Below are 17,682 nucleotides of genomic sequence, written 5' to 3' on the forward strand. Positions count from 1 at the left end.
TCGTGCCGGTGGTTCGTACCTCAGCCGGCCAGGCCGGCCGTGAGCAGGTCCACGAAGCCGACGTCCTCGGCGGCGACGCCGAACACCTCGGCCCGCAGCAGGGTGCGCTCGGCCCAGGCCCGGTGCGGCTTCACCTCGTTCATCTTGTTCGTGTACGCCGAGCGCAGCACCCCGCCGCCGCCCCGCTCGGGCCGCAGGATGTCCTGGGCGTCGCTGAACTCCTCGTGGCTGACCACCGACAGGGCGTGCACGGGCACCACGTGCGAGGGGTGGATGCAGGTCTTGCCGAGCAAGCCGTTGGCCCGGTCGAGCTCGATCTCGCGGAGCAGCCCGTCCAGGTCGTGCTCGATCAGCGCGGTGCGCAGTTCCTCGGCGCGGCCTTCCAGGAAGGGGCTGCGGCGCAGCTGGGGCTTGAACATCCGCTCCTGAACCCGGAAGTACTCCCACACCGGGCCGGTGATGGTGAAGCCGCTGCCGTCGGCCCGGCCGAGCACGTTCACCACGTCCCCGATGACTCCGGCCACGATCTGCACGTCGTACGCCGTCATGTCGGGCGAGCGGCGCAGTCCGTAGGTGGAGCAGAAGTCGGTGACGCCGAGGCGCAGGGCGAGGACGCGCTCGCGGTACTTCTCCACCGTGCGCGCGATTCCGGCCAGGGTCTCGGCCCGCGTCTCCAGGTGGAGCAGTTGGGGCGATTCGAGGACGGGCATGGCGAAGAGGCGGCGGCCGCTCGCGGACTCGGCGGCGGTGAGCGCCTCCAGGAAGTCGATGCCGCGCTCCTCGGTGAACTTCGGCAGGACGAAGCCGCAGAGCAGGCGCGCGGAGTCGCCGAGGCGGTGCACCAGGTCGGGAATCTGGAGGGGCTCGCGGACCCGCACGAAGAGCAGCGGGACCTCCTCGCCGCGGGCGTCGAGATCGGCGAACTGGCGGACCAGATTGGCTTCGGCGGCCGCCACCTCGGCGTCGTCGATCGAGTCCTCCAGGCACAGCACCATGGACACGACACCTCGGCCGGCCTGTTTCAGGACGTCGTCGGCGAGGGCGGGCCGGGTCGCCGGGCTGTACAGGGTGGCGCCGAGGGCGGCCGACAGCACGCGCGCGGACGAGCCCGCGGTGAACTCACAGGGCTCCCGATGGAAGAGGTTCTTCCGCGCAGCCGGCGGGACGTGCCCGAAATGCCGCATATACATCCCCCGTACTGCCGGACGGCCGAGAATTTGGGTGGCCGGTAATAGTACGTAGGAACACGTGTCAAGAGTTCCCCAAGTGCGTGAAATCCAGGTAACTCGTCTGCATCATTCGGCCCGTGCACACTCCGCGAGTACGTCGCGGGACGTACCCGGCCGGGCCCCGCGTTGTCCACGGGCCCTGCGGGAAGGCAGGATGACGGGCATGACGCACGCGATGCTGAAGGGATCGAACGTCCCGCTGGAGGCCCCGGCCGTACGGGCCGTGCTCCGCTGGTCGCCCGGCGCCGACGTCCCGGACGTGGACGCCTCGGCGCTGCTGCTCGCCGCCGACGGCCGGGTGCGCTCGGATGAGGACTTCGTCTTCTACAACCAGCCGCGCCACCCCTCGGGCCTGGTGCGCCGGCTCCCCAAGAAGCGTGTCGCGGAAGGCCTCACCGACACCGTCGAGGCCGATCTGGCCGCCCTCGACCGCTCCGTGGACCGGGTGCTGATCACCGCCTCGTCGGACGGCGCGACCTTCCGTGCCGTCCGCGATCTGCGGATCCTGCTGTTCGACGCGGCGGTCTCGGGGGCCGAACCGGTCGCCCTGTTCGACGTGAAGCCGGAGACCGGCGAGGAGACGGCGATCATCTGCGGCGAGCTGTACCGCCGCGGCGACGGCTGGAAGTTCCGCGCGGTGGGCCAGGGTTACCCGACCGGCCTGGTCGGCCTCGCCACCGAGTACGGCATCTCCGTGGACGACGGCGAGGGCACCGACAGCGCGCGGAGTGCGCCCAGTGCGCCGTCCGTGCCCCAGCCGCTGCCGCAGCACGCGGCCGCGCCCTCCTACGGCTATCCGCATCCCGCGCCTCCCGCCCAGCCGCCCCCCGCGCAGCCGTCCTACGGATATCCGCAGCCGGCCTCGCCGCAGCCCGCCTACGGCTACCCCCAGCCCGCGGCGCCCGCGCCCGACCCCACGTTCGTACTGCCGCCCATGGGGCCGCAGTTCATCCGCCAGTAGACCGCCCGGCGGAACACGGACGGCGGCGGCTCAGGCCTTGGTCTTGTAGCCGCGGCCCCATTGCAGGCCCCAGCCGTACAGGCGGTCCAGCTCGGCCTGGAAGCCGTACACGAACTTCACCTCGCGCCGCACCACCATGTCGCCCTTGATGTTCTCGATGGAGACCACGGCGCAGGAGCGGGCCTCGGGGGCGCGCTCGTCGAGCTCGATCTCGATGCGCGGCCCGTTGCTCGGGTAGAGCGTCACCTTGGCGTGGGTGCGGTCGAAGGCCGGGGTCTGGTCGTAGATGTAGACGAAGACGAGAAGGCGCTTTATCTCGTCGCGGTGGTCCAGGTTGACGAAGATCGTCTCGCCGGACGCCGAGCCGAAGCGGTCGTCGCCGCTGCATTCCACGAAGGGCGCCTTGTTGGTGGCGCCGAAGAAGTTGCCCAGCGGCTGGACGACGCCCTTGGTGCCGTCCTGGAGCTCGTACAGGCAGCCCAGGTCGAGGTCGACGTTGACCATGGACTGGGTGTGGCCCTGGACCATCTCCGGCTTGAAGAACTTCAGCGGGTGGCGCAGCAGCTGCCCGCTCTGGTCGGGCTTGCCCCCGAAGTCCGAGGTGCGCATCCGCCAGGACAGGTTGACCCGCAGGCTGCCGGTGTTGGCGCCCTGCTTCCCGAGCGAGACCGTGTTGTGCCGTCGGGTCAGCTCGATCGTGTTGGTCGCCGCGCTGCCCGAGTCGAACTGTGAGGCCCTGCCCCGCCACACACCGTCCCAGAACGCCATTGCCCCCACCCCATAGGTCCGTGAACTGTCCCCGCACACAAAGCTCTGCGGGGCGGCCGGCGAGGCCGAGGCCTCGTGACCGCCCCGCAGAGAGCGTTCCTCAATCCAAGGCGGATCACACGCCCGAGGGCGTGCTCTCCGGAAGCACCGGGGTCACACCCCGGAGCCGACTTCGGCCGGTTCGGTGGAATCCTCGCCGCCGTCCGCCGCGAGGCGCCGGTTGCGGCGCACGGAGGACCAGAAGGACCAGGCGATCAGGATCACGCCGACGAGGCCGGTGATGACCTCGTTGATCTCGTACTGGATGGTGACCAGGAGGATCACGGCAAGGGCACCGATCGCGTAGTGCGCGCCGTGCTCCAGGTAGACGTAGTCGTCGAGGGTGCCCTGGCGGACCAGGTAGACGGTCAGCGACCGCACGTACATCGCGCCGATGCCGAGGCCGAGCGCCATCAGGACGATGTCGTTGGTGATGGCGAAGGCGCCGATGACGCCGTCGAAGGAGAACGACGCGTCCAGGACCTCAAGGTAGAGGAACATGAAGAACGCGGCCTTGCCGGCCATGACGACCGCAGAAACCTTGCTGCCGGTGCGCTCGGCCTCTTCCTCCGCCTCGTGCTCACGCTCCTCGTCCTCTTCGAGACGGTTCTCGAAGTAGCCGGAGAGGCCGCCGACCACGAGGTACGTGATGAGGCCGGCGATGCCGGAGACCAGCACGGTCTGCGCCTTGTCGACGTGCGCGCCGCCGTGCTGGTGGGCGTGGGTGGCGAACGTCATGGAGGCGACGAGCAGGACGATCATGGCGATGCAGACCGACAGCATGTCGATCTTGCCGAGCTTGGCCAGCGGGCGCTCCAGCCAGGCGAGCCACTTGATGTCGCGGTCCTCGAAAATGAAGTCGAGGAAGATCATCAGCAGGAACATGCCACCGAAGGCGGCGATCGACGGGTGCGCGTCGGTCACCAGCTGCTGGTAGCGGTCGGCGTCGTTCAGCGCCAGGTCGACCGCGTCGACCGGGCCGATCTTGGCGCTGATCGCGACGATGACGACGGGGAAGAGCAGGCGCATGCCGAAGACGGCGATGAGGACGCCGACCGTGAGGAAGATCTTCTGCCAGAAGGCGTTCATCTTCTTCAGGATTCCGGCGTTGACCACCGCGTTGTCGAAGGACAGCGAGATCTCCAGAACCGCCAGGATGGCCACGACCCCGAAGGCCGTCCACCCGTCGTACAGCACGGCCAGGGCCAGGCCGATCGCGGTGATCGCGAACGACCAGCCGAAGGTTTTCAGAAGCACTGACTTCCCCATCGTGTAGAGCGGGCCGACCCGACGAAGAGCGGGTCTCCCCCCGCACCGCGCACGGCTTTACGCTGCTGTCTCCCGGGGGACGGCCCCCGGGGCCCCTTGCAGGGACCGCCCCGGACGGCGCTCGACTTGAAGGCAACCGGGCGATCTCTTTAGGAGACGTTGACCCCGAAGTCTAGAGCGATGCCCCGCAGACCCGATGCGTACCCCTGGCCAACTGCACGGAACTTCCACTCGCCGCCGTACCGATACAGCTCGCCGAAGATCATCGCGGTCTCCGTCGAGGCGTCCTCGCTCAGGTCGTACCGGGCGAGCTCCTGGCCGTCGGCCTGGTTGACGACGCGGATGAAGGCGTTGGCGACCTGCCCGAAGGTCTGGCCGCGGTTGTCCGCGTCGTGGATCGAGACCGGGAAGACGATCTTGTCGCAGGCGGCGGGCACCTTCGTCAGGTCGACGATGAGCGACTCGTCGTCGCCCTCGCCCTCACCGGTCAGGTTGTCGCCGGTGTGCTCGACCGAGCCCTCGGGGCTCTTGAGGTTGTTGTAGAAGACGAAGTACTCGTCGCCGAGCACCCGCCCGTTCGCGCACAGCAGGGCGCTGGCGTCGAGGTCGAAGTCGGCTCCGGTGGTGGAGCGCGCGTCCCAGCCGAGACCGACGAGCACCTGGGTGAGGTTCGGTGCGGCCTTGGAGAGGGAGACATTGCCTCCCTTGGCGAGCGTGACGCCCATGTTCGTGTCCTCCCCGAGAAGTGGAACAGGTGGTGAGCGCGTCCGGCGCCGCACCACAAGGGGTGCGGCGCCGGACACACGAGTGGTCGGCTCAGACGTTGACGCCGAAGTCCTGCGCGATGCCGCGCAGGCCCGAGGCGTAGCCCTGGCCGATGGCGCGGAACTTCCACTCCGCGCCATTGCGGTACAGCTCGCCGAAGACCATCGCCGTCTCCGTCGAGGCGTCCTCGCTCAGGTCGTACCGGGCGAGCTCCTGGCCGTCGGCCTGGTTGACGACGCGGATGTAGGCGTTGCGCACCTGGCCGAAGGACTGCTGGCGGCTCTCGGCCTCGTAGATCGAGACCGGGAAGACGATCTTGTTGACGTCGGCCGGGACCCCGGCCAGGTTCACCTTGATGACCTCGTCGTCGCCCTCGCCCTCACCGGTGAGGTTGTCACCCTGGTGCTCGACGGAGCCGTCGGGGCTCTTGAGGTTGTTGAAGAACACGAAGTTCGCGTCGTTGGTGACCTTGCCCTGGTCGTTGGTCAGCAGGGCGCTGGCGTCCAGATCGAAGTCACCCCCGGTGGTGGTGCGTGCGTCCCAGCCCAGACCGACGATGACCGCGGTCAGGTTGGGGGCGGCCTTGGTCAGCGAGACGTTGCCGCCCTTGCTGAGGCTGACTCCCACGAGTCCTCCCAATGGTGTGAGGGGCCGGCTTGGACAGCGTCCCCGTCGTGCGTTGGCATCGGATCAACGAATGGATCCTAGTAACCGGTTCCCGGGTCAAACAGACGATTCGGCCGAACGATCATCGGGTGTCGGCCGGGCGGGACCGGGCGCGGTGCCGCGGTCAGATGGTGTCGAGCGCCTTGAGGTACTCGTTCAGGTCGCGGGCGTCCGGCAGGGCGTTGACGACGGTCCAGCGGACCACGCCCTCCTTGTCGATGATGAAGGTGCCGCGCACCGCGCACCCCTTGTCCTCGTCGAAGACGCCGTAGGCGCGGCTGACCTCGCCGTGCGGCCAGAAGTCGGAGACCAGCGGGTACTCCAGGCCCTCCTGCTCGGCGAAGACGCGCAGGGTGTGGATGGAGTCGTTGGAGACGGCGAGCAGCTGGGTGTCGTCGTTGACGAACTTCGGCAGGTTGTCGCGCAGTTCGCACAGCTCGCCCGTGCACACGCCGGTGAAGGCGAACGGGTAGAAGAGCAGCACCACGTTCTTCTCGCCGCGGAAGTCGCCGAGCTTCACGGTCCGGCCGTGGTTGTCCTTGAGCTCGAACTCCGGGGCCTTGGTGCCGACCTCGATAGCCATGGAAACGCCTTCCCTTCAATGGGCCGATCTGGTGAACCCCACCCTACGCACCCCCCTATGCACAGGGCCCCCTCAGGCTGTGCCTGAGGGGGCCCTGTGGGGCGTGAGGGTGGATCAGCGCTTGGGGGACTTCAGGCGGGTGCCCGACCAGTCCTTCCCGACGCTGACGCTCTTGGCCGCCGACAGTCCGGCGGTCTGCGCGGCGTCGTTGACGTCGCTGGGCTCCACGTATCCGTCCCGGCCCGTCTTCGGGGTCAGCAGCAGGACCGCGCCGCCGTCCTCAAGGAGACCGATGGCGTCCACCAGGGCGTCCGTAAGGTCGCCGTCCTCGTCGCGGAACCACAGCAGCACGACGTCGGCGACGTCGTCATAGTCCTCATCGACGAGATCCTGGCCAATCAGGGACTCGATGCCCTCGCGGAGATCCTGGTCGACGTCGTCGTCGTAACCGATCTCCTGGACCACCTGTCCGGGCTCGAACCCCAGCCTCATGGCCGGGTTGGTCCGCTCCTCCGCGTGGTCCGCGGTCGCGCTCACGGCTTGCCTCCTGATCTTGATTCGGTAAGTTCTGCAGCCGCGCGCATACGCGTGGCATTGGGCGTAGTCCACACGGGCGGGACGAATCTCGCAAGTACCCGGCCTCCGAACCCGCCCTTTGGGGGTCAGTGTGGCGGTGTTCAGGGACATCCGCATCCCCGTCGGTGATTCATCCCACACCATTGGTGACTGTTTGCGCCGTTCTGTTCCTTTGGGTACTCCAATCGGGCCCGAACACCCTTCGGGAACGGTTGGCCGGGTTGAGCGTAAGGTTGCGATTTGGCCCGACCCGTCCAGGCCCTGAGCCTACTTCCTGCTCGGGTGACGGTTACCTCTCGGTTACCTCTCAGTAGAGATGACGTTTGCGCCCCAGCGGTACACGATGGGATGCGGCGCAGAATTGGCTGTCTTCCGCATCCCCCGACAGTGAAGGAACAGCGTGGCTTCCGGATCCGATCGCAACCCGATCATCATTGGCGGCCTGCCGAGCCAGGTCCCGGACTTCGATCCCGAAGAGACCCAGGAGTGGCTCGACTCCCTGGACGCCGCCGTCGACGAGCGCGGCCGCGAACGGGCCCGCTATCTGATGCTCCGGCTGATCGAGCGGGCGCGCGAGAAGCGCGTGGCCGTGCCCGAGATGCGCAGCTCGGACTACGTCAACACGATCGCAACCAAGGACGAGCCGTTCTTCCCCGGCAACGAGGAGATCGAGCGCAAGGTCCTCAACGCCACGCGCTGGAACGCGGCCGTGATGGTGTCCAGGGCGCAGCGCCCGGGCATCGGCGTCGGCGGCCACATCGCCACGTTCGCCTCCTCCGCCTCCCTGTACGACGTGGGCTTCAACCACTTCTTCCGGGGCAAGGACGAGGGTGACGGCGGCGACCAGATCTTCTTCCAGGGCCACGCGTCCCCCGGAATCTACGCCCGCGCCTTCCTGCTCGACCGCCTCAGCGAGCAGCAGCTCGACGCGTTCCGCCAGGAGAAGTCGAAGGCGCCGTACGGGCTTTCGTCCTATCCGCACCCGCGGCTCATGCCGGACTTCTGGGAGTTCCCGACCGTCTCGATGGGCCTCGGCCCGCTCGGCGCGATCTACCAGGCGCGGATGAACCGCTACATGCAGGCGCGCGGCATCGCCGACACCTCCAAGTCGCACGTGTGGGCGTTCCTCGGCGACGGCGAGATGGACGAGCCCGAGTCGCTCGGCCAGCTGTCCATCGCGGCCCGCGAGAACCTGGACAACCTGACCTTCGTCGTCAACTGCAACCTCCAGCGCCTGGACGGCCCGGTGCGCGGCAACGGCAAGATCATCCAGGAGCTGGAGTCGCAGTTCCGCGGTGCCGGATGGAACGTCATCAAGCTGATCTGGGACCGCAGTTGGGACCCGCTGCTCGCGCAGGACCGCGACGGCATCCTGGTCAACAAGATGAACACCACGCCGGACGGCCAGTTCCAGACGTACGCCACCGAGACCGGCGGGTACATCCGGGACCACTTCTTCGGCGACGACCAGCGGCTGCGCGCCATGGTCGAGAACATGACCGACCAGCAGATCCTGCACCTCGGGCGTGGCGGCCACGACCACAGGAAGATCTTCGCGGCGTTCTCGGCGGCCAAGGCGCACAAGGGCCAGCCGACCGTGATCCTGGCGCACACCGTCAAGGGCTGGACGCTGGGCCCGAACTTCGAGGGCCGCAACGCGACCCACCAGATGAAGAAGCTGACGGTCGACGACCTCAAGGGCTTCCGGGACCGGCTGCACATCCCGATCACGGACGCCGAGCTGGAGTCCGGCGCGCCGCCGTACTACCACCCCGGACGGGGCTCCGAGGAGATCCAGTACATGCACGACCGCCGGCTCGGGCTCGGCGGCTACGTGCCGACCCGCGTGGTGCGTTCGAAGCCGCTGGTCCTGCCCGAGGACAAGACGTACGCGGTCGCCAAGAAGGGCTCGGGCCACCAGTCGATCGCCACCACGATGGCGTTCGTCCGCATCCTGAAGGACCTGATGCGGGACAAGGAGATCGGCAGGCGGTTCGTCCTCATCGCGCCCGACGAGTACCGCACCTTCGGCATGGACGCGTTCTTCCCGAGCGCCAAGATCTACAACCCGCTGGGCCAGCAGTACGAGGCGGTCGACCGCGACCTGCTGCTCGCCTACAAGGAGTCGCCGACCGGGCAGATGCTGCACGACGGCATCTCCGAGGCCGGCTGCACCGCCTCGCTGATCGCCGCGGGTTCGGCGTACGCCACGCACGGCGAGCCGCTGATCCCGGTGTACGTCTTCTACTCGATGTTCGGATTCCAGCGCACCGGCGACCAGTTCTGGCAGATGGCCGACCAGTTGGCGCGCGGATTCGTGCTCGGCGCGACCGCGGGACGCACGACTCTGACGGGCGAGGGTCTGCAACACGCGGACGGCCACTCGCAGTTGCTCGCCTCGACGAACCCGGGCTGCGTCGCCTACGACCCGGCGTTCGGCTACGAGATCGCGCACATCGTCAAGGACGGTCTGCGCCGGATGTACGGCCCGGACAGCGAGGACGTCTTCTACTACCTCACCGTCTACAACGAGCCGATCCAGCACCCGGCCGAGCCGGCGGACGTCGACGTGGACGGCATCCTCAAGGGCATCCACCGCTACAGCGCGGGCACTTCGGGCGCCATTCCGGCCCAGATCATGGCGTCCGGCGTGGCCGTGCCGTGGGCGATCGAGGCCCAGCGGATCCTGGCCGAGGAGTGGAACGTACGGGCGGACGTCTGGTCGGCGACCTCCTGGAACGAGCTGCGCCGCGAGGCCGTCGAGGTGGAGGAGCACAACCTCCTGCACCCCGAGGAGGAGCAGCGCGTCCCCTATGTCACGCGGAAGCTCCAGGGCGCGCAGGGTCCGTTCGTGGCCGTTTCCGACTGGATGCGGGCCGTTCCGGACCAGATCGCGCGCTGGGTGCCGGGCACGTATCAGTCGCTCGGCGCGGACGGGTTCGGCTTCGCCGACACACGGGGTGCGGCTCGCCGCTTCTTCCACATCGACGCGCAGTCGATCGTGCTGGCCGTCCTCACGGAGCTGGCGCGGGAGGGGAAGGTCGACCGGTCGGCGCTCAAGCAGGCGGTCGATCGGTACCGTTTGCTGGATGTGACTGCGGCTGACCCCGGTGCGGCTGGCGGCGACGCGTAGTAGTGCGGAGTGCGGTGGGTGCTGCGGGGTTTTCCCCGGGCCTTGCAGGTGAGCCTGCGTGAAGGGTGGCCGATTCCTCGGGGAATCGGCCACCCTTCGATTGTTCACGGATACGTCAGAAGACTCCGTTGCCCACGCTCGCCGCGCCCACCAGCCAGCTGATGGCCGGCAGGGTGTCGATGCGGGCGGGTACGACTCCTCAGCTCTCCCACACCTTGAACGCCCGTACACGATAAGGGACTTGGGGCATCCAGGTCCCGGCGCCCGGGTGTGTGTCGAACTCGGACGTCTCCGCGCACTCGGCGGACTGGTAGGTCGTGACCGGGCGCCCCATGCGGTTGGCGAGGGACTGGGCGTCGGTGCCCGGCGGCAGCGTGGTGCAGCTCTCCATGTCGATGTGCGTCAGGTCGTACACCTGCCGTGCGCCTTTGAAGCCCGCTTTGCTCCAGAGGCAGAGCTCGCCCGCCGCGCAGTCCCCGAGGCGCGGGCCCGAGGCGGCGTGGGCGGAGGTGGGCAGCAGGAAAGCCGTCGCCGCGAGCAGGGCCACCGTGGTCGTCGTCGTACGCATATGAGGTCAACTCCCATGTCGATTCGATCCGTTGGATCATGGGAACGCGGGGCGGGCGGGGGCGGTTCCGGGTTCCCGGGGACGTGGGACGAGATCATCCGGATAGGTGAAAGCCCCGCCGGACCGGGCCGACGGTGCTTTCACGTACGGGAGTTGACGGGGTCAGATGTGGCCCGCGCCCGCGGCCGCCTCCGCGTTCTCGCCGCGCTTGGTGAACATGGCGACCGCGGCGGCCACGACCGCGACGATCCCGGCGACCGTGAACGCGCTGCTCATGCCTGACACGAACGTGTCGTGCGCGACGCCCGCGATCTTGGCGGCGACCTCCGGCCGGGTGCCCGGCGCGACCGGGGCGGCGCCGACCGACACGGCCGAGGACGCCTGGGACAGCGGCTCGCCCGCCAGCTTGCCGAGCCCGGCCGCCGACCAGTTCTCCGGCAGCTTGGAGCTGATCTGCGAGGACATCACGGCGCCGAGCACCGCGGTGCCGAGCGAGCCGCCGACCTGCATGCCGGCCTGCTGGAGACCGCCCGCGACGCCGGACAGCTCGATGGGGGCGTTGCCGACGATGACCTCGGTGGCGCCGACCATGACCGGGGCGAGGCCGAGGCCGAGCAGCGCGAACCAGATCGACATGGTGACGGTGCCCGTGCCGACGGTCAGCCGGGACATGCCGAACATCGCGACCGCGGTGCAGACCATGCCGCCGACCAGCGGGACGCGCGGGCCGAGCTTGGTGATCAGGGCGCCCGCGATGGGCGAGGCGACGATCATCATGCCGGTGAGCGGCAGCAGATGGAGCCCGCTGTCGACGGCCGACATGCCGTGCACGTTCTGCAGGTAGAAGGTGACGAAGAAGAGGCCGCCCATGAAGGCGAACGCCATCAGGATCATCAGGACCGTGCCCGCCGAAAGGGGTACGGACCGGAACAGGCCGAGCGGGATGAGCGGCTCCCTGACCTTGGTCTCCCAGAGGGCGAAGAGGACGAAGCAGATCACGGCGGCCGCGATGAACGCGAGCGTCCTGCCGCTGCCCCAGCCGTACTCCGAGCCCTTGATGAGCGCCCAAATCATGCAGAACATCGCGACCGACAGGAGCACGATGCCGAGGATGTCGAACGACCTCGGCGCGTTCTCCGCCCGGTGGTCGAGCAGGATCAGCAGGCCGAGGACCAGGGCGATCGCGCCGACCGGCACGTTGATGAAGAAGACGGACTGCCAGCTGACGTGCTCGACGAGTACGCCGCCGAGGATCGGGCCGCCCGCGGTGGAGGCGCCGATGACCATGCCCCAGATGCCGATCGCCATGTTCAGCTTCTCGGCCGGGAAGGTGGCGCGCAGCAGGCCGAGCGCGGCCGGCATCAGGAGCGCGCCGAACAGTCCCTGAAGGACACGGAAGGCGATGACGAAGGTGACGCTGTGGGAGAGACCGATGGCCCCGGAGGCGGCGCCGAAGCCGACGACGCCGATGAGGAAGGTCTGGCGGTGGCCGAACCGGTCACCGAGCTTGCCCGCGGTGATCAGCGAGACGGCCAGGGCCAGCATGTAGCCGTTGGTGATCCACTGGACGTCCTGCAGCGAGGCATTGAGGTCGTGCTGGATGGCCGGGTTGGCGATCGCCACGATGGTGCCGTCGAGCGCCACCATCATCACGCCGATGGCCACGGCGAAGAGCGTCAGCCAGGGGTGGCCGCGCAGCCCCTTGGCCGGCGCCGGTATCTCGTCCTGTGGCGCCTTTTCGACGGTGGTCTGACTAGTCATGCGATCCAGGCTAATGTCAGCCGCTGACAGTTGACAAACCATTTCACAAGTCGGTAGCTGTCACGTGGCTCACAGCTAAACTGAACACGCCAAATTGACTGAAAGAGGACCACGAAGTGACGGTGGAGCAGCGGCCCATGGCGCCGAGCGGCGGCCTGCGCGAGCTGAAGAAGCAGCGCACCCGGGACGCACTGCTGCGGGTGGCCCTGGAACTCTTCACCACCAAGGGGTACGAGCAGACGACCGTCGACGAGATCGCGGACGCGGTCGACGTCTCGCAGCGCACCTTCTTCCGCTACTTCGCCAACAAGGAGGCCGTGGTCTTCGCGGCCCAGGACGCCATCGAGTCGCACTTCGTCGACGCGCTGCGCCAACGGCCGCCAGCGGAGGGCCCGTTCACCGCCATGCGGCGTGCGGCGCTCTCGGCCTGGGACACCATCGAGGAGCTCCTGTCCCCCGTCGTGCCGGTCACCCTGTACATGCGGACGTACCAGGTGATCGAGTCGACCCCGGCGCTGCTCGCGGTCCATCTGCGCCGCTCGGCGGAGGTCGAGGAGCAGGTCGCGCGGCTCATCGCCGAGCGCGAGGGCCTCGACATCGACACCGACCCGCGGCCCCGGGTGGCCGTGGCCGCCTTCACCGGCGTGATGCGGGTGGCGGGCGGACTCTGGGGCCAGGGCGAGGACCCCAGCGTGGCCGCGATCCGCGAGCTGACCGCGAGCTACCTGGACCATCTCGGCCCCGCCCTGGCCGACGACTGGCGCGCCTGACTCACGCCGGGAGGGTGACGGCCGACACGCCAGGACCGCGTCCCGGACGTACGGAGCGTGCGCCCGCGCGCGCTCTTGGTGAGACCACCCTCCGCTCAAACGTGATCTGAGTCACTGTCAGCCCGGTGGACCTCCAGGGTCTCCTACTGTGGTCAGCAGTGACTTCCTTCGACTCCTCCCCCACACTGAACGCCTGGCGCGCGCTGCTCGCGCTCGCCGTCGTGTTCGTCATGCTCGCGACCTCCGGCTGGACGGCGATCCGCGGCCACGCAGGCGACTCCGAACCGCGTGCGAAGGCGCTCGCCGCCTGGGCGCGGGGCACGATAGACGGCCACAAGCTGCCCAAGGCCGACGCCACCGCCCAGCAGCTGGCGCAGTTCTTCGGCTCGCTCACCCCCGCCGAGCAGGGCACGCTCGCCCACCAGTACCCGCTGGTCGTGGGCAACCTGAACGGTGCCCCCGTACCGCTGCGCTACCGGGCCAACCGTGTCGCGCTCACCGAGGCACGCGCGGTCGAGGAAAAACGCATGGTCGACACCAGGCTCTCGGCCGACGGCCGCCAGGACGCGGGCCGCCGGATGCACCGGTTCGACTCGCTGCTCGACGACGGCCGCCAGATCCTCGCCTTCGACCCCTCCGACACCGGCCGGGTCGCGGAGGTCTTCGGCGACCTGGACCACGCGGAGCGGGTCTCGGTGATCGTCCCCGGAGTCGACACCGACGTCCTGACCTTCGAGAAGACCAGCAAGAAGAACACCGCCCCGGTCGGCATGGCCCAGTCGCTGTACGCGGCCGAGCAGGCGGCCGCGCCGGACACCCGGACCGCCGTCATCGCCTGGGCCGACTACACCGCACCGGCCGGCCTCGGCATGGATGCGGCCATCGGCAAACTGGCCGAGGACGGTGCCGTACGGCTGTCGGCGATGGTGCGCGCGCTGCCCGGGAAGTCCTCGGTCGAGCTGTTCTGCCACAGCTACGGCTCGGTCGTGTGCGGCGTCTCGTCGCGTCAGCTGCCGCCCCGGGTCAGCGACATCGCGGTGGCCGGCAGCCCCGGCATGCGGGTGCGCAACGCCGCCCAGCTGGACACCTCGGCGCGGGTCTGGGCGATGCGGGACAAGGACGACTGGATCCAGGACGTGCCGTACCTGGACGTCGCGGGCCTCGGCCACGGCGCCGACCCGGTCTCGGCGGCCTTCGGGGCGCGGGTCCTGTCGGCGGCCGGAGCCATCGGCCACACCGGCTATTTCGAGCCGGGCACCAAGAGCCTCGCCAACTTCGCCGCCATCGGAGTTGGCGCGTATCAGACGGTCGGCTGCGCCGACGGCGGGGCCGGCTGCGGCAGCGGGATTTCCGACCGGCCGGCGGCTTGACGGGCACCGTGACGGGCTGACACGCGCAGACACCGCGTGATCGCCGGAGCGGTCGCGCGATGGCGGGGTTTCCTCCGAGGGGGGACGCGCGGGCGTGCGCCGCCTACGATGAGGCGCATGGGTGATGTGCTGGCCGGAATTCATGCCACCTGGGAGTTCGAGTCCGACTCCGTGCTCATCCGCTTCGAACGGGGGATCCGCGCGCCGAAGCTGTTCCAGGCGCTGCGCGAACGACGCATCCCCCACGAGGCGTTGGAGTCGGTGACGCTCGCCCCGGGCAAACGCGGCACGGTGGTGCTGCACGCGGTGCCGAGACCGGGCGCCGACCCGCTGATGGATGCCGCGGCGGGCCAGTTGAAGGAGTCCTGCGACCCCTACCGCCTGGTCCTTCCGGCCGAGCGCGAGACGCTCGCCGAGTACTACGCGGACGAGCTGCGGGACGCCTTGCCGCCGGACGCCGCCGGACCCGCCGAACGCCATCTGGTGGCGGCGCCCGAGGCCCCGCTGAACTTCAAGGCGTACGACGGCAGGGCCGCCTTCGACGGCCGGCAGGTAACCTTCCGCTGGTTCTGGACGGGCGCCTCCTCCGAGAAGTGGAAGGCCGGCGACCAGACCTTCCCGGTCGCGGCGCTCAGCGGCGTCGAGTGGCGCTCCCCCGAGGTCTTCGACGGCCACCTGCGCCTGCTGCGCCGCGAGGCCGACGGATCCGCCGCCCAGGCCGACCGGGACCCGGCGTCCGTGGTCTTCGGCCTCGGCTACGGCCCGGTGCACGAGTCCCTGCCCTTCGCGGCGGCGGTCCTCGCGGCCGTACGGGGCGGAGGCGGCCCCGCCATCCCGCACCAGGCGGTCCCCGTCGCGGCGGGCAGGCGCGACCCCGCGGACATCGCGGAAAGGATCCGCCACCTGGGTGACCTGCACCGGGCGGGCCTGGTCACGGACGACGAGTTCACCGCGAAGAAGACGGAGCTGCTCGCGGAGCTGTAGAGCGCCGCACTGATACCCGGGTCCGGGGTACGGGTGGCACCCCGGTATGACGCGCGGGAGCCCCGGTGCTGCCTACGCTGGCCCGGTCATGAAGATCGCACCCGTCTCCCACCGCGCGCTCGCCCTGCTGCGGCCACCGCCCGAAGCCACCCGGCCGCTGTTCTCGCAGGCGCCCAAGCGCTGGCAGCGCTGGAGCCCGTACGTCGTCGTCGGCTGCTTCGTGGTGGCGCTGCTGCCGGTCACCGTCACCGTGCTCGCCGGCGACTACCGGCTGGGCGGCGGCTGGGCCGGAGCGCTGGGGGTGGCCCAGACGGTGCCGCTGCTGCTCGCCGTGACCCGGCCGATGCTGGCCTGGGTGATCGTCCTGGCCTTCGACGTGCTGGGCGCGCTCCTGCTGCTCGACGCCGATACGGTGGGCCGCGCCTGGCCCTGGACGCCCATGGTGATCGTCGGCTACCTGGCCCTCATGGCCTGCCTCGGGCTGCGCGAGACGACCCGCACGCTCGTCGCGGTGTGGCTGACGACGGGCGCGGCCAGCCTCGCCCTCGGCATCTTCCCGCCGAGCGGCTCCACCAGCACGTACGTCCTGCTCTTCGTGCTCACCGGCGTGATGCTGGCCTTCACGGGCGCGGTACGCAGCCGGGAGGAGGCCGAGCGGGCGCTCGCCGAGCAGGAGACGATCAGCGAGGGCGAGCGCGCCCGGCGCACCCTCCTGGAGGAACGCGCCCGGATCGCGCGCGAGCTGCACGACGTGGTGGCCCACCACATGTCGGTGATCACCGTGCAGGCCGACTCGGCGCCGTACCGGCTGACCGGGCTCGACGAGGCGGCCCGCGGGGAGTTCGAGTCCATCGCGTCCAGCGCCCGGGAGTCGCTGAGCGAGATGCGGCGTCTGCTCGCGGTGCTGCGGAGCGACGGCAGCGGCGAGGAGGGCGGCGAGCGGGCTCCCCAGCCCGGCGTGGACCGCCTCCAGCAGCTCGTCGAGGCGACGGTACGGGCCGGTCTGCCCGCCCGACTCTCGCTGGCCGCGGACCTGCCGGCGCTGCCACCCGCGGTCGACCTGTCCGCGTACCGGATCGTGCAGGAGGCCCTCGCCAATGTCGTACGGCACGCGCCGGGCGCCACGACCCGCATCTCCGTCACGTGCGACGACCGGCATCTGACGGTGGTCGTCGTCAACGGCCCGGCAGCGGGCCGCACTTCACCGCTGGAGGCCTCCGGTACGGGGCACGGGCTTGTCGGCATGCGTGAACGCGTACGGTTGACCGGCGGGTCGCTGGATACGGGGCCGTTGCCGGACGGCGGTTTCCGGGTCGCGGCGCGCCTGCCCCTGGACTGTGCTTCGGCACCCGAACTCCCCTCCTAAGGACGCCAGTTGACCATCCGCGTGATCATCGTCGACGACCAGGCCATGGTGCGGGCGGGGTTCGCCGCGCTGCTCTCGGCGCAGGCCGACATCGACGTGGTGGGCGAGGCGCCCGACGGCCGCCAGGGGGTCGAGGTGGCCCGCTCCACCCACCCGGACGTGGTCCTGATGGACGTCCGCATGCCCGAGATGGACGGGCTCGCCGCGGCCCGCGAGATCCTGGACCCGCCGGTGGGGGTCGTCCACCGGCCCAAGGTGCTGATGCTGACCACCTTCGACGTCGACGACTACGTGTACGAGGCGCTGCGCGCGGGGGCGTCCGGGTTCCTCCTGAAGGACGCGCCGCCCGCCGACCTGATCGGGGCGGTACGGGTCGTGGCGGCGGGGGAAGCCCTCCTCGCCCCCTCCGTGACGCGGCGGCTCATCGCGGACTTCGCGGCGCAGCGGCCGGCGCCGCGCAAGGGGACGGCGGCGTTGCGTCTCAACGGGCTGACGCCCAGGGAGACGGAGGTGCTGGAACTGATCGCCCGGGGCCTCTCGAACCAGGAGATCGCGGGGCGGCTGGTGCTGGCCGAGCAGACCGTGAAGACGCATATCGGCCGGGTCCTGGCGAAGCTGGACCTCCGGGACCGGGCCCAGGCGGTGATCTTCGCCTACGAGGCGGGCGTGGTCCGACCTGGCGACCCGGGGTAGCCCGACCCTCCCGGGGGGGCCACGCGAGCTACCCCCGAGGCTCCGCCCCAGGGGTCCTTCAACCCCCGGAGGCCACGCGGCGGAGCCGCAGAGTGTCACAGCGGGAAGGGGCGGGGTGGGGGAAAATCCCACCCACCCCCTACCCAGGTACCACCCCCCACCTGGCCCCGCAGTGTGACGC

General features: G+C 69.7%; 16 protein-coding genes. 7 read left to right on the forward strand and 9 right to left on the reverse strand.

The window, feature by feature from the left end; genetic code table 11:
* Nucleotides 1-20: 20 nt before the first annotated feature.
* On the reverse strand, nucleotides 21-1,184 hold the full coding sequence (locus tag ADK54_RS20830; RefSeq protein ID WP_053727172.1) for an HpcH/HpaI aldolase/citrate lyase family protein: 1,164 nt from the start codon (nucleotides 1,182-1,184) through the stop codon (nucleotides 21-23).
* Nucleotides 1,185-1,383: 199 nt separating this feature from the next.
* Here ADK54_RS20830 and ADK54_RS20835 point away from each other — a divergent pair, with 199 nt between their 5' ends.
* Nucleotides 1,384-2,190 (forward strand): TerD family protein, encoded by an 807-nt coding sequence (locus ADK54_RS20835; protein WP_398871409.1) that lies wholly within the window; start codon nucleotides 1,384-1,386, stop codon nucleotides 2,188-2,190.
* A gap of 30 nt (nucleotides 2,191-2,220) precedes the next feature.
* Here the strand turns inward: ADK54_RS20835 and ADK54_RS20840 are convergent, their stop codons facing one another.
* The 6 genes from ADK54_RS20840 to ADK54_RS20865 form a co-directional block, all read right to left on the reverse strand.
* Nucleotides 2,221-2,958 carry a TerD family protein gene (locus ADK54_RS20840; RefSeq protein ID WP_053727174.1) on the reverse strand — a complete coding sequence of 246 codons (738 nt, stop codon included), beginning with the start codon at nucleotides 2,956-2,958 and terminating at the stop codon, nucleotides 2,221-2,223.
* A 153-nt stretch (nucleotides 2,959-3,111) separates the two neighbouring features.
* Nucleotides 3,112-4,254 (reverse strand): DUF475 domain-containing protein, encoded by a 1,143-nt coding sequence (locus ADK54_RS20845; protein ID WP_053727175.1) that lies wholly within the window; start codon nucleotides 4,252-4,254, stop codon nucleotides 3,112-3,114.
* Nucleotides 4,255-4,415: 161 nt separating this feature from the next.
* The gene (locus tag ADK54_RS20850; protein WP_053727176.1) at nucleotides 4,416-4,991 is read right to left on the reverse strand and encodes a TerD family protein; all 576 of its coding nucleotides are present in this window, start codon (nucleotides 4,989-4,991) and stop codon (nucleotides 4,416-4,418) included.
* 91 nt (nucleotides 4,992-5,082) lie between these two features.
* Nucleotides 5,083-5,658 carry a TerD family protein gene (locus ADK54_RS20855; protein ID WP_053727177.1) on the reverse strand — a complete coding sequence of 192 codons (576 nt, stop codon included), beginning with the start codon at nucleotides 5,656-5,658 and terminating at the stop codon, nucleotides 5,083-5,085.
* A gap of 163 nt (nucleotides 5,659-5,821) precedes the next feature.
* Nucleotides 5,822-6,280 (reverse strand): peroxiredoxin, encoded by a 459-nt coding sequence (locus tag ADK54_RS20860; protein ID WP_053727178.1) that lies wholly within the window; start codon nucleotides 6,278-6,280, stop codon nucleotides 5,822-5,824.
* A 114-nt stretch (nucleotides 6,281-6,394) separates the two neighbouring features.
* On the reverse strand, nucleotides 6,395-6,817 hold the full coding sequence (locus ADK54_RS20865; protein WP_053727179.1) for a DUF3052 domain-containing protein: 423 nt from the start codon (nucleotides 6,815-6,817) through the stop codon (nucleotides 6,395-6,397).
* A 439-nt stretch (nucleotides 6,818-7,256) separates the two neighbouring features.
* On the opposite strand from ADK54_RS20865, the gene aceE reads away from it, so the two are divergent.
* Nucleotides 7,257-9,989 carry a pyruvate dehydrogenase (acetyl-transferring), homodimeric type gene (aceE, locus tag ADK54_RS20870; protein WP_053727180.1) on the forward strand — a complete coding sequence of 911 codons (2,733 nt, stop codon included), beginning with the start codon at nucleotides 7,257-7,259 and terminating at the stop codon, nucleotides 9,987-9,989.
* A gap of 199 nt (nucleotides 9,990-10,188) precedes the next feature.
* Here aceE and ADK54_RS20875 read toward each other — a convergent pair whose 3' ends face one another.
* Nucleotides 10,189-10,557, reverse strand: coding sequence for a peptidase inhibitor family I36 protein (locus tag ADK54_RS20875; protein WP_053727181.1), 369 nt, complete (start codon nucleotides 10,555-10,557; stop codon nucleotides 10,189-10,191).
* Between the two features lie 162 nt (nucleotides 10,558-10,719).
* Entirely contained in the window at nucleotides 10,720-12,318 is a 1,599-nt protein-coding gene (locus ADK54_RS20880) for an MFS transporter (RefSeq protein WP_053727182.1), read from the reverse strand.
* A 137-nt stretch (nucleotides 12,319-12,455) separates the two neighbouring features.
* Between ADK54_RS20880 and ADK54_RS20885 the strand changes: the two genes are divergently transcribed.
* The 5 genes from ADK54_RS20885 (at nucleotide 12,456) to ADK54_RS20905 (ending at nucleotide 17,501) form a co-directional block, all read left to right on the forward strand.
* The gene (locus ADK54_RS20885; protein WP_053727196.1) at nucleotides 12,456-13,088 is read left to right on the forward strand and encodes a TetR family transcriptional regulator; all 633 of its coding nucleotides are present in this window, start codon (nucleotides 12,456-12,458) and stop codon (nucleotides 13,086-13,088) included.
* A gap of 158 nt (nucleotides 13,089-13,246) precedes the next feature.
* The gene (locus tag ADK54_RS20890) at nucleotides 13,247-14,458 is read left to right on the forward strand and encodes an alpha/beta hydrolase (RefSeq protein WP_053727183.1); all 1,212 of its coding nucleotides are present in this window, start codon (nucleotides 13,247-13,249) and stop codon (nucleotides 14,456-14,458) included.
* Nucleotides 14,459-14,575: 117 nt separating this feature from the next.
* Nucleotides 14,576-15,442 carry a DUF4429 domain-containing protein gene (locus tag ADK54_RS20895; RefSeq protein ID WP_053727184.1) on the forward strand — a complete coding sequence of 289 codons (867 nt, stop codon included), beginning with the start codon at nucleotides 14,576-14,578 and terminating at the stop codon, nucleotides 15,440-15,442.
* A gap of 88 nt (nucleotides 15,443-15,530) precedes the next feature.
* Nucleotides 15,531-16,808 (forward strand): sensor histidine kinase, encoded by a 1,278-nt coding sequence (locus ADK54_RS20900; protein WP_053727185.1) that lies wholly within the window; start codon nucleotides 15,531-15,533, stop codon nucleotides 16,806-16,808.
* A 9-nt stretch (nucleotides 16,809-16,817) separates the two neighbouring features.
* Nucleotides 16,818-17,501, forward strand: coding sequence for a response regulator (locus ADK54_RS20905; protein WP_053727186.1), 684 nt, complete (start codon nucleotides 16,818-16,820; stop codon nucleotides 17,499-17,501).
* Nucleotides 17,502-17,682 lie beyond the last annotated feature (181 nt).

This window comes from Streptomyces sp. WM6378, from assembly GCF_001279695.1.
Taxonomy (GTDB): Bacteria; Actinomycetota; Actinomycetes; order Streptomycetales; family Streptomycetaceae; genus Streptomyces.

Excerpts from the sequence above, each read along its gene's own strand:
- ADK54_RS20840 (WP_053727174.1), bottom strand. The coding sequence starts at position 2,958 with ATGGCGTTCTGGGACGGTGTGTGGCGGGGCAGGGCCTCACAGTTCGAC.
- ADK54_RS20860 (WP_053727178.1), bottom strand. The coding sequence starts at position 6,280 with ATGGCTATCGAGGTCGGCACCAAGGCCCCGGAGTTCGAGCTCAAGGAC.
- ADK54_RS20880 (WP_053727182.1), bottom strand. The coding sequence starts at position 12,318 with ATGACTAGTCAGACCACCGTCGAAAAGGCGCCACAGGACGAGATACCG.
- ADK54_RS20875 (WP_053727181.1), bottom strand. The coding sequence starts at position 10,557 with ATGCGTACGACGACGACCACGGTGGCCCTGCTCGCGGCGACGGCTTTC.
- ADK54_RS20900 (WP_053727185.1), top strand. The coding sequence starts at position 15,531 with ATGAAGATCGCACCCGTCTCCCACCGCGCGCTCGCCCTGCTGCGGCCA.
- ADK54_RS20835 (WP_398871409.1), top strand. The coding sequence starts at position 1,384 with ATGACGGGCATGACGCACGCGATGCTGAAGGGATCGAACGTCCCGCTG.
- ADK54_RS20830 (WP_053727172.1), bottom strand. The coding sequence starts at position 1,184 with ATGCGGCATTTCGGGCACGTCCCGCCGGCTGCGCGGAAGAACCTCTTC.
- ADK54_RS20895 (WP_053727184.1), top strand. The coding sequence starts at position 14,576 with ATGGGTGATGTGCTGGCCGGAATTCATGCCACCTGGGAGTTCGAGTCC.
- ADK54_RS20850 (WP_053727176.1), bottom strand. The coding sequence starts at position 4,991 with ATGGGCGTCACGCTCGCCAAGGGAGGCAATGTCTCCCTCTCCAAGGCC.
- ADK54_RS20885 (WP_053727196.1), top strand. The coding sequence starts at position 12,456 with ATGGCGCCGAGCGGCGGCCTGCGCGAGCTGAAGAAGCAGCGCACCCGG.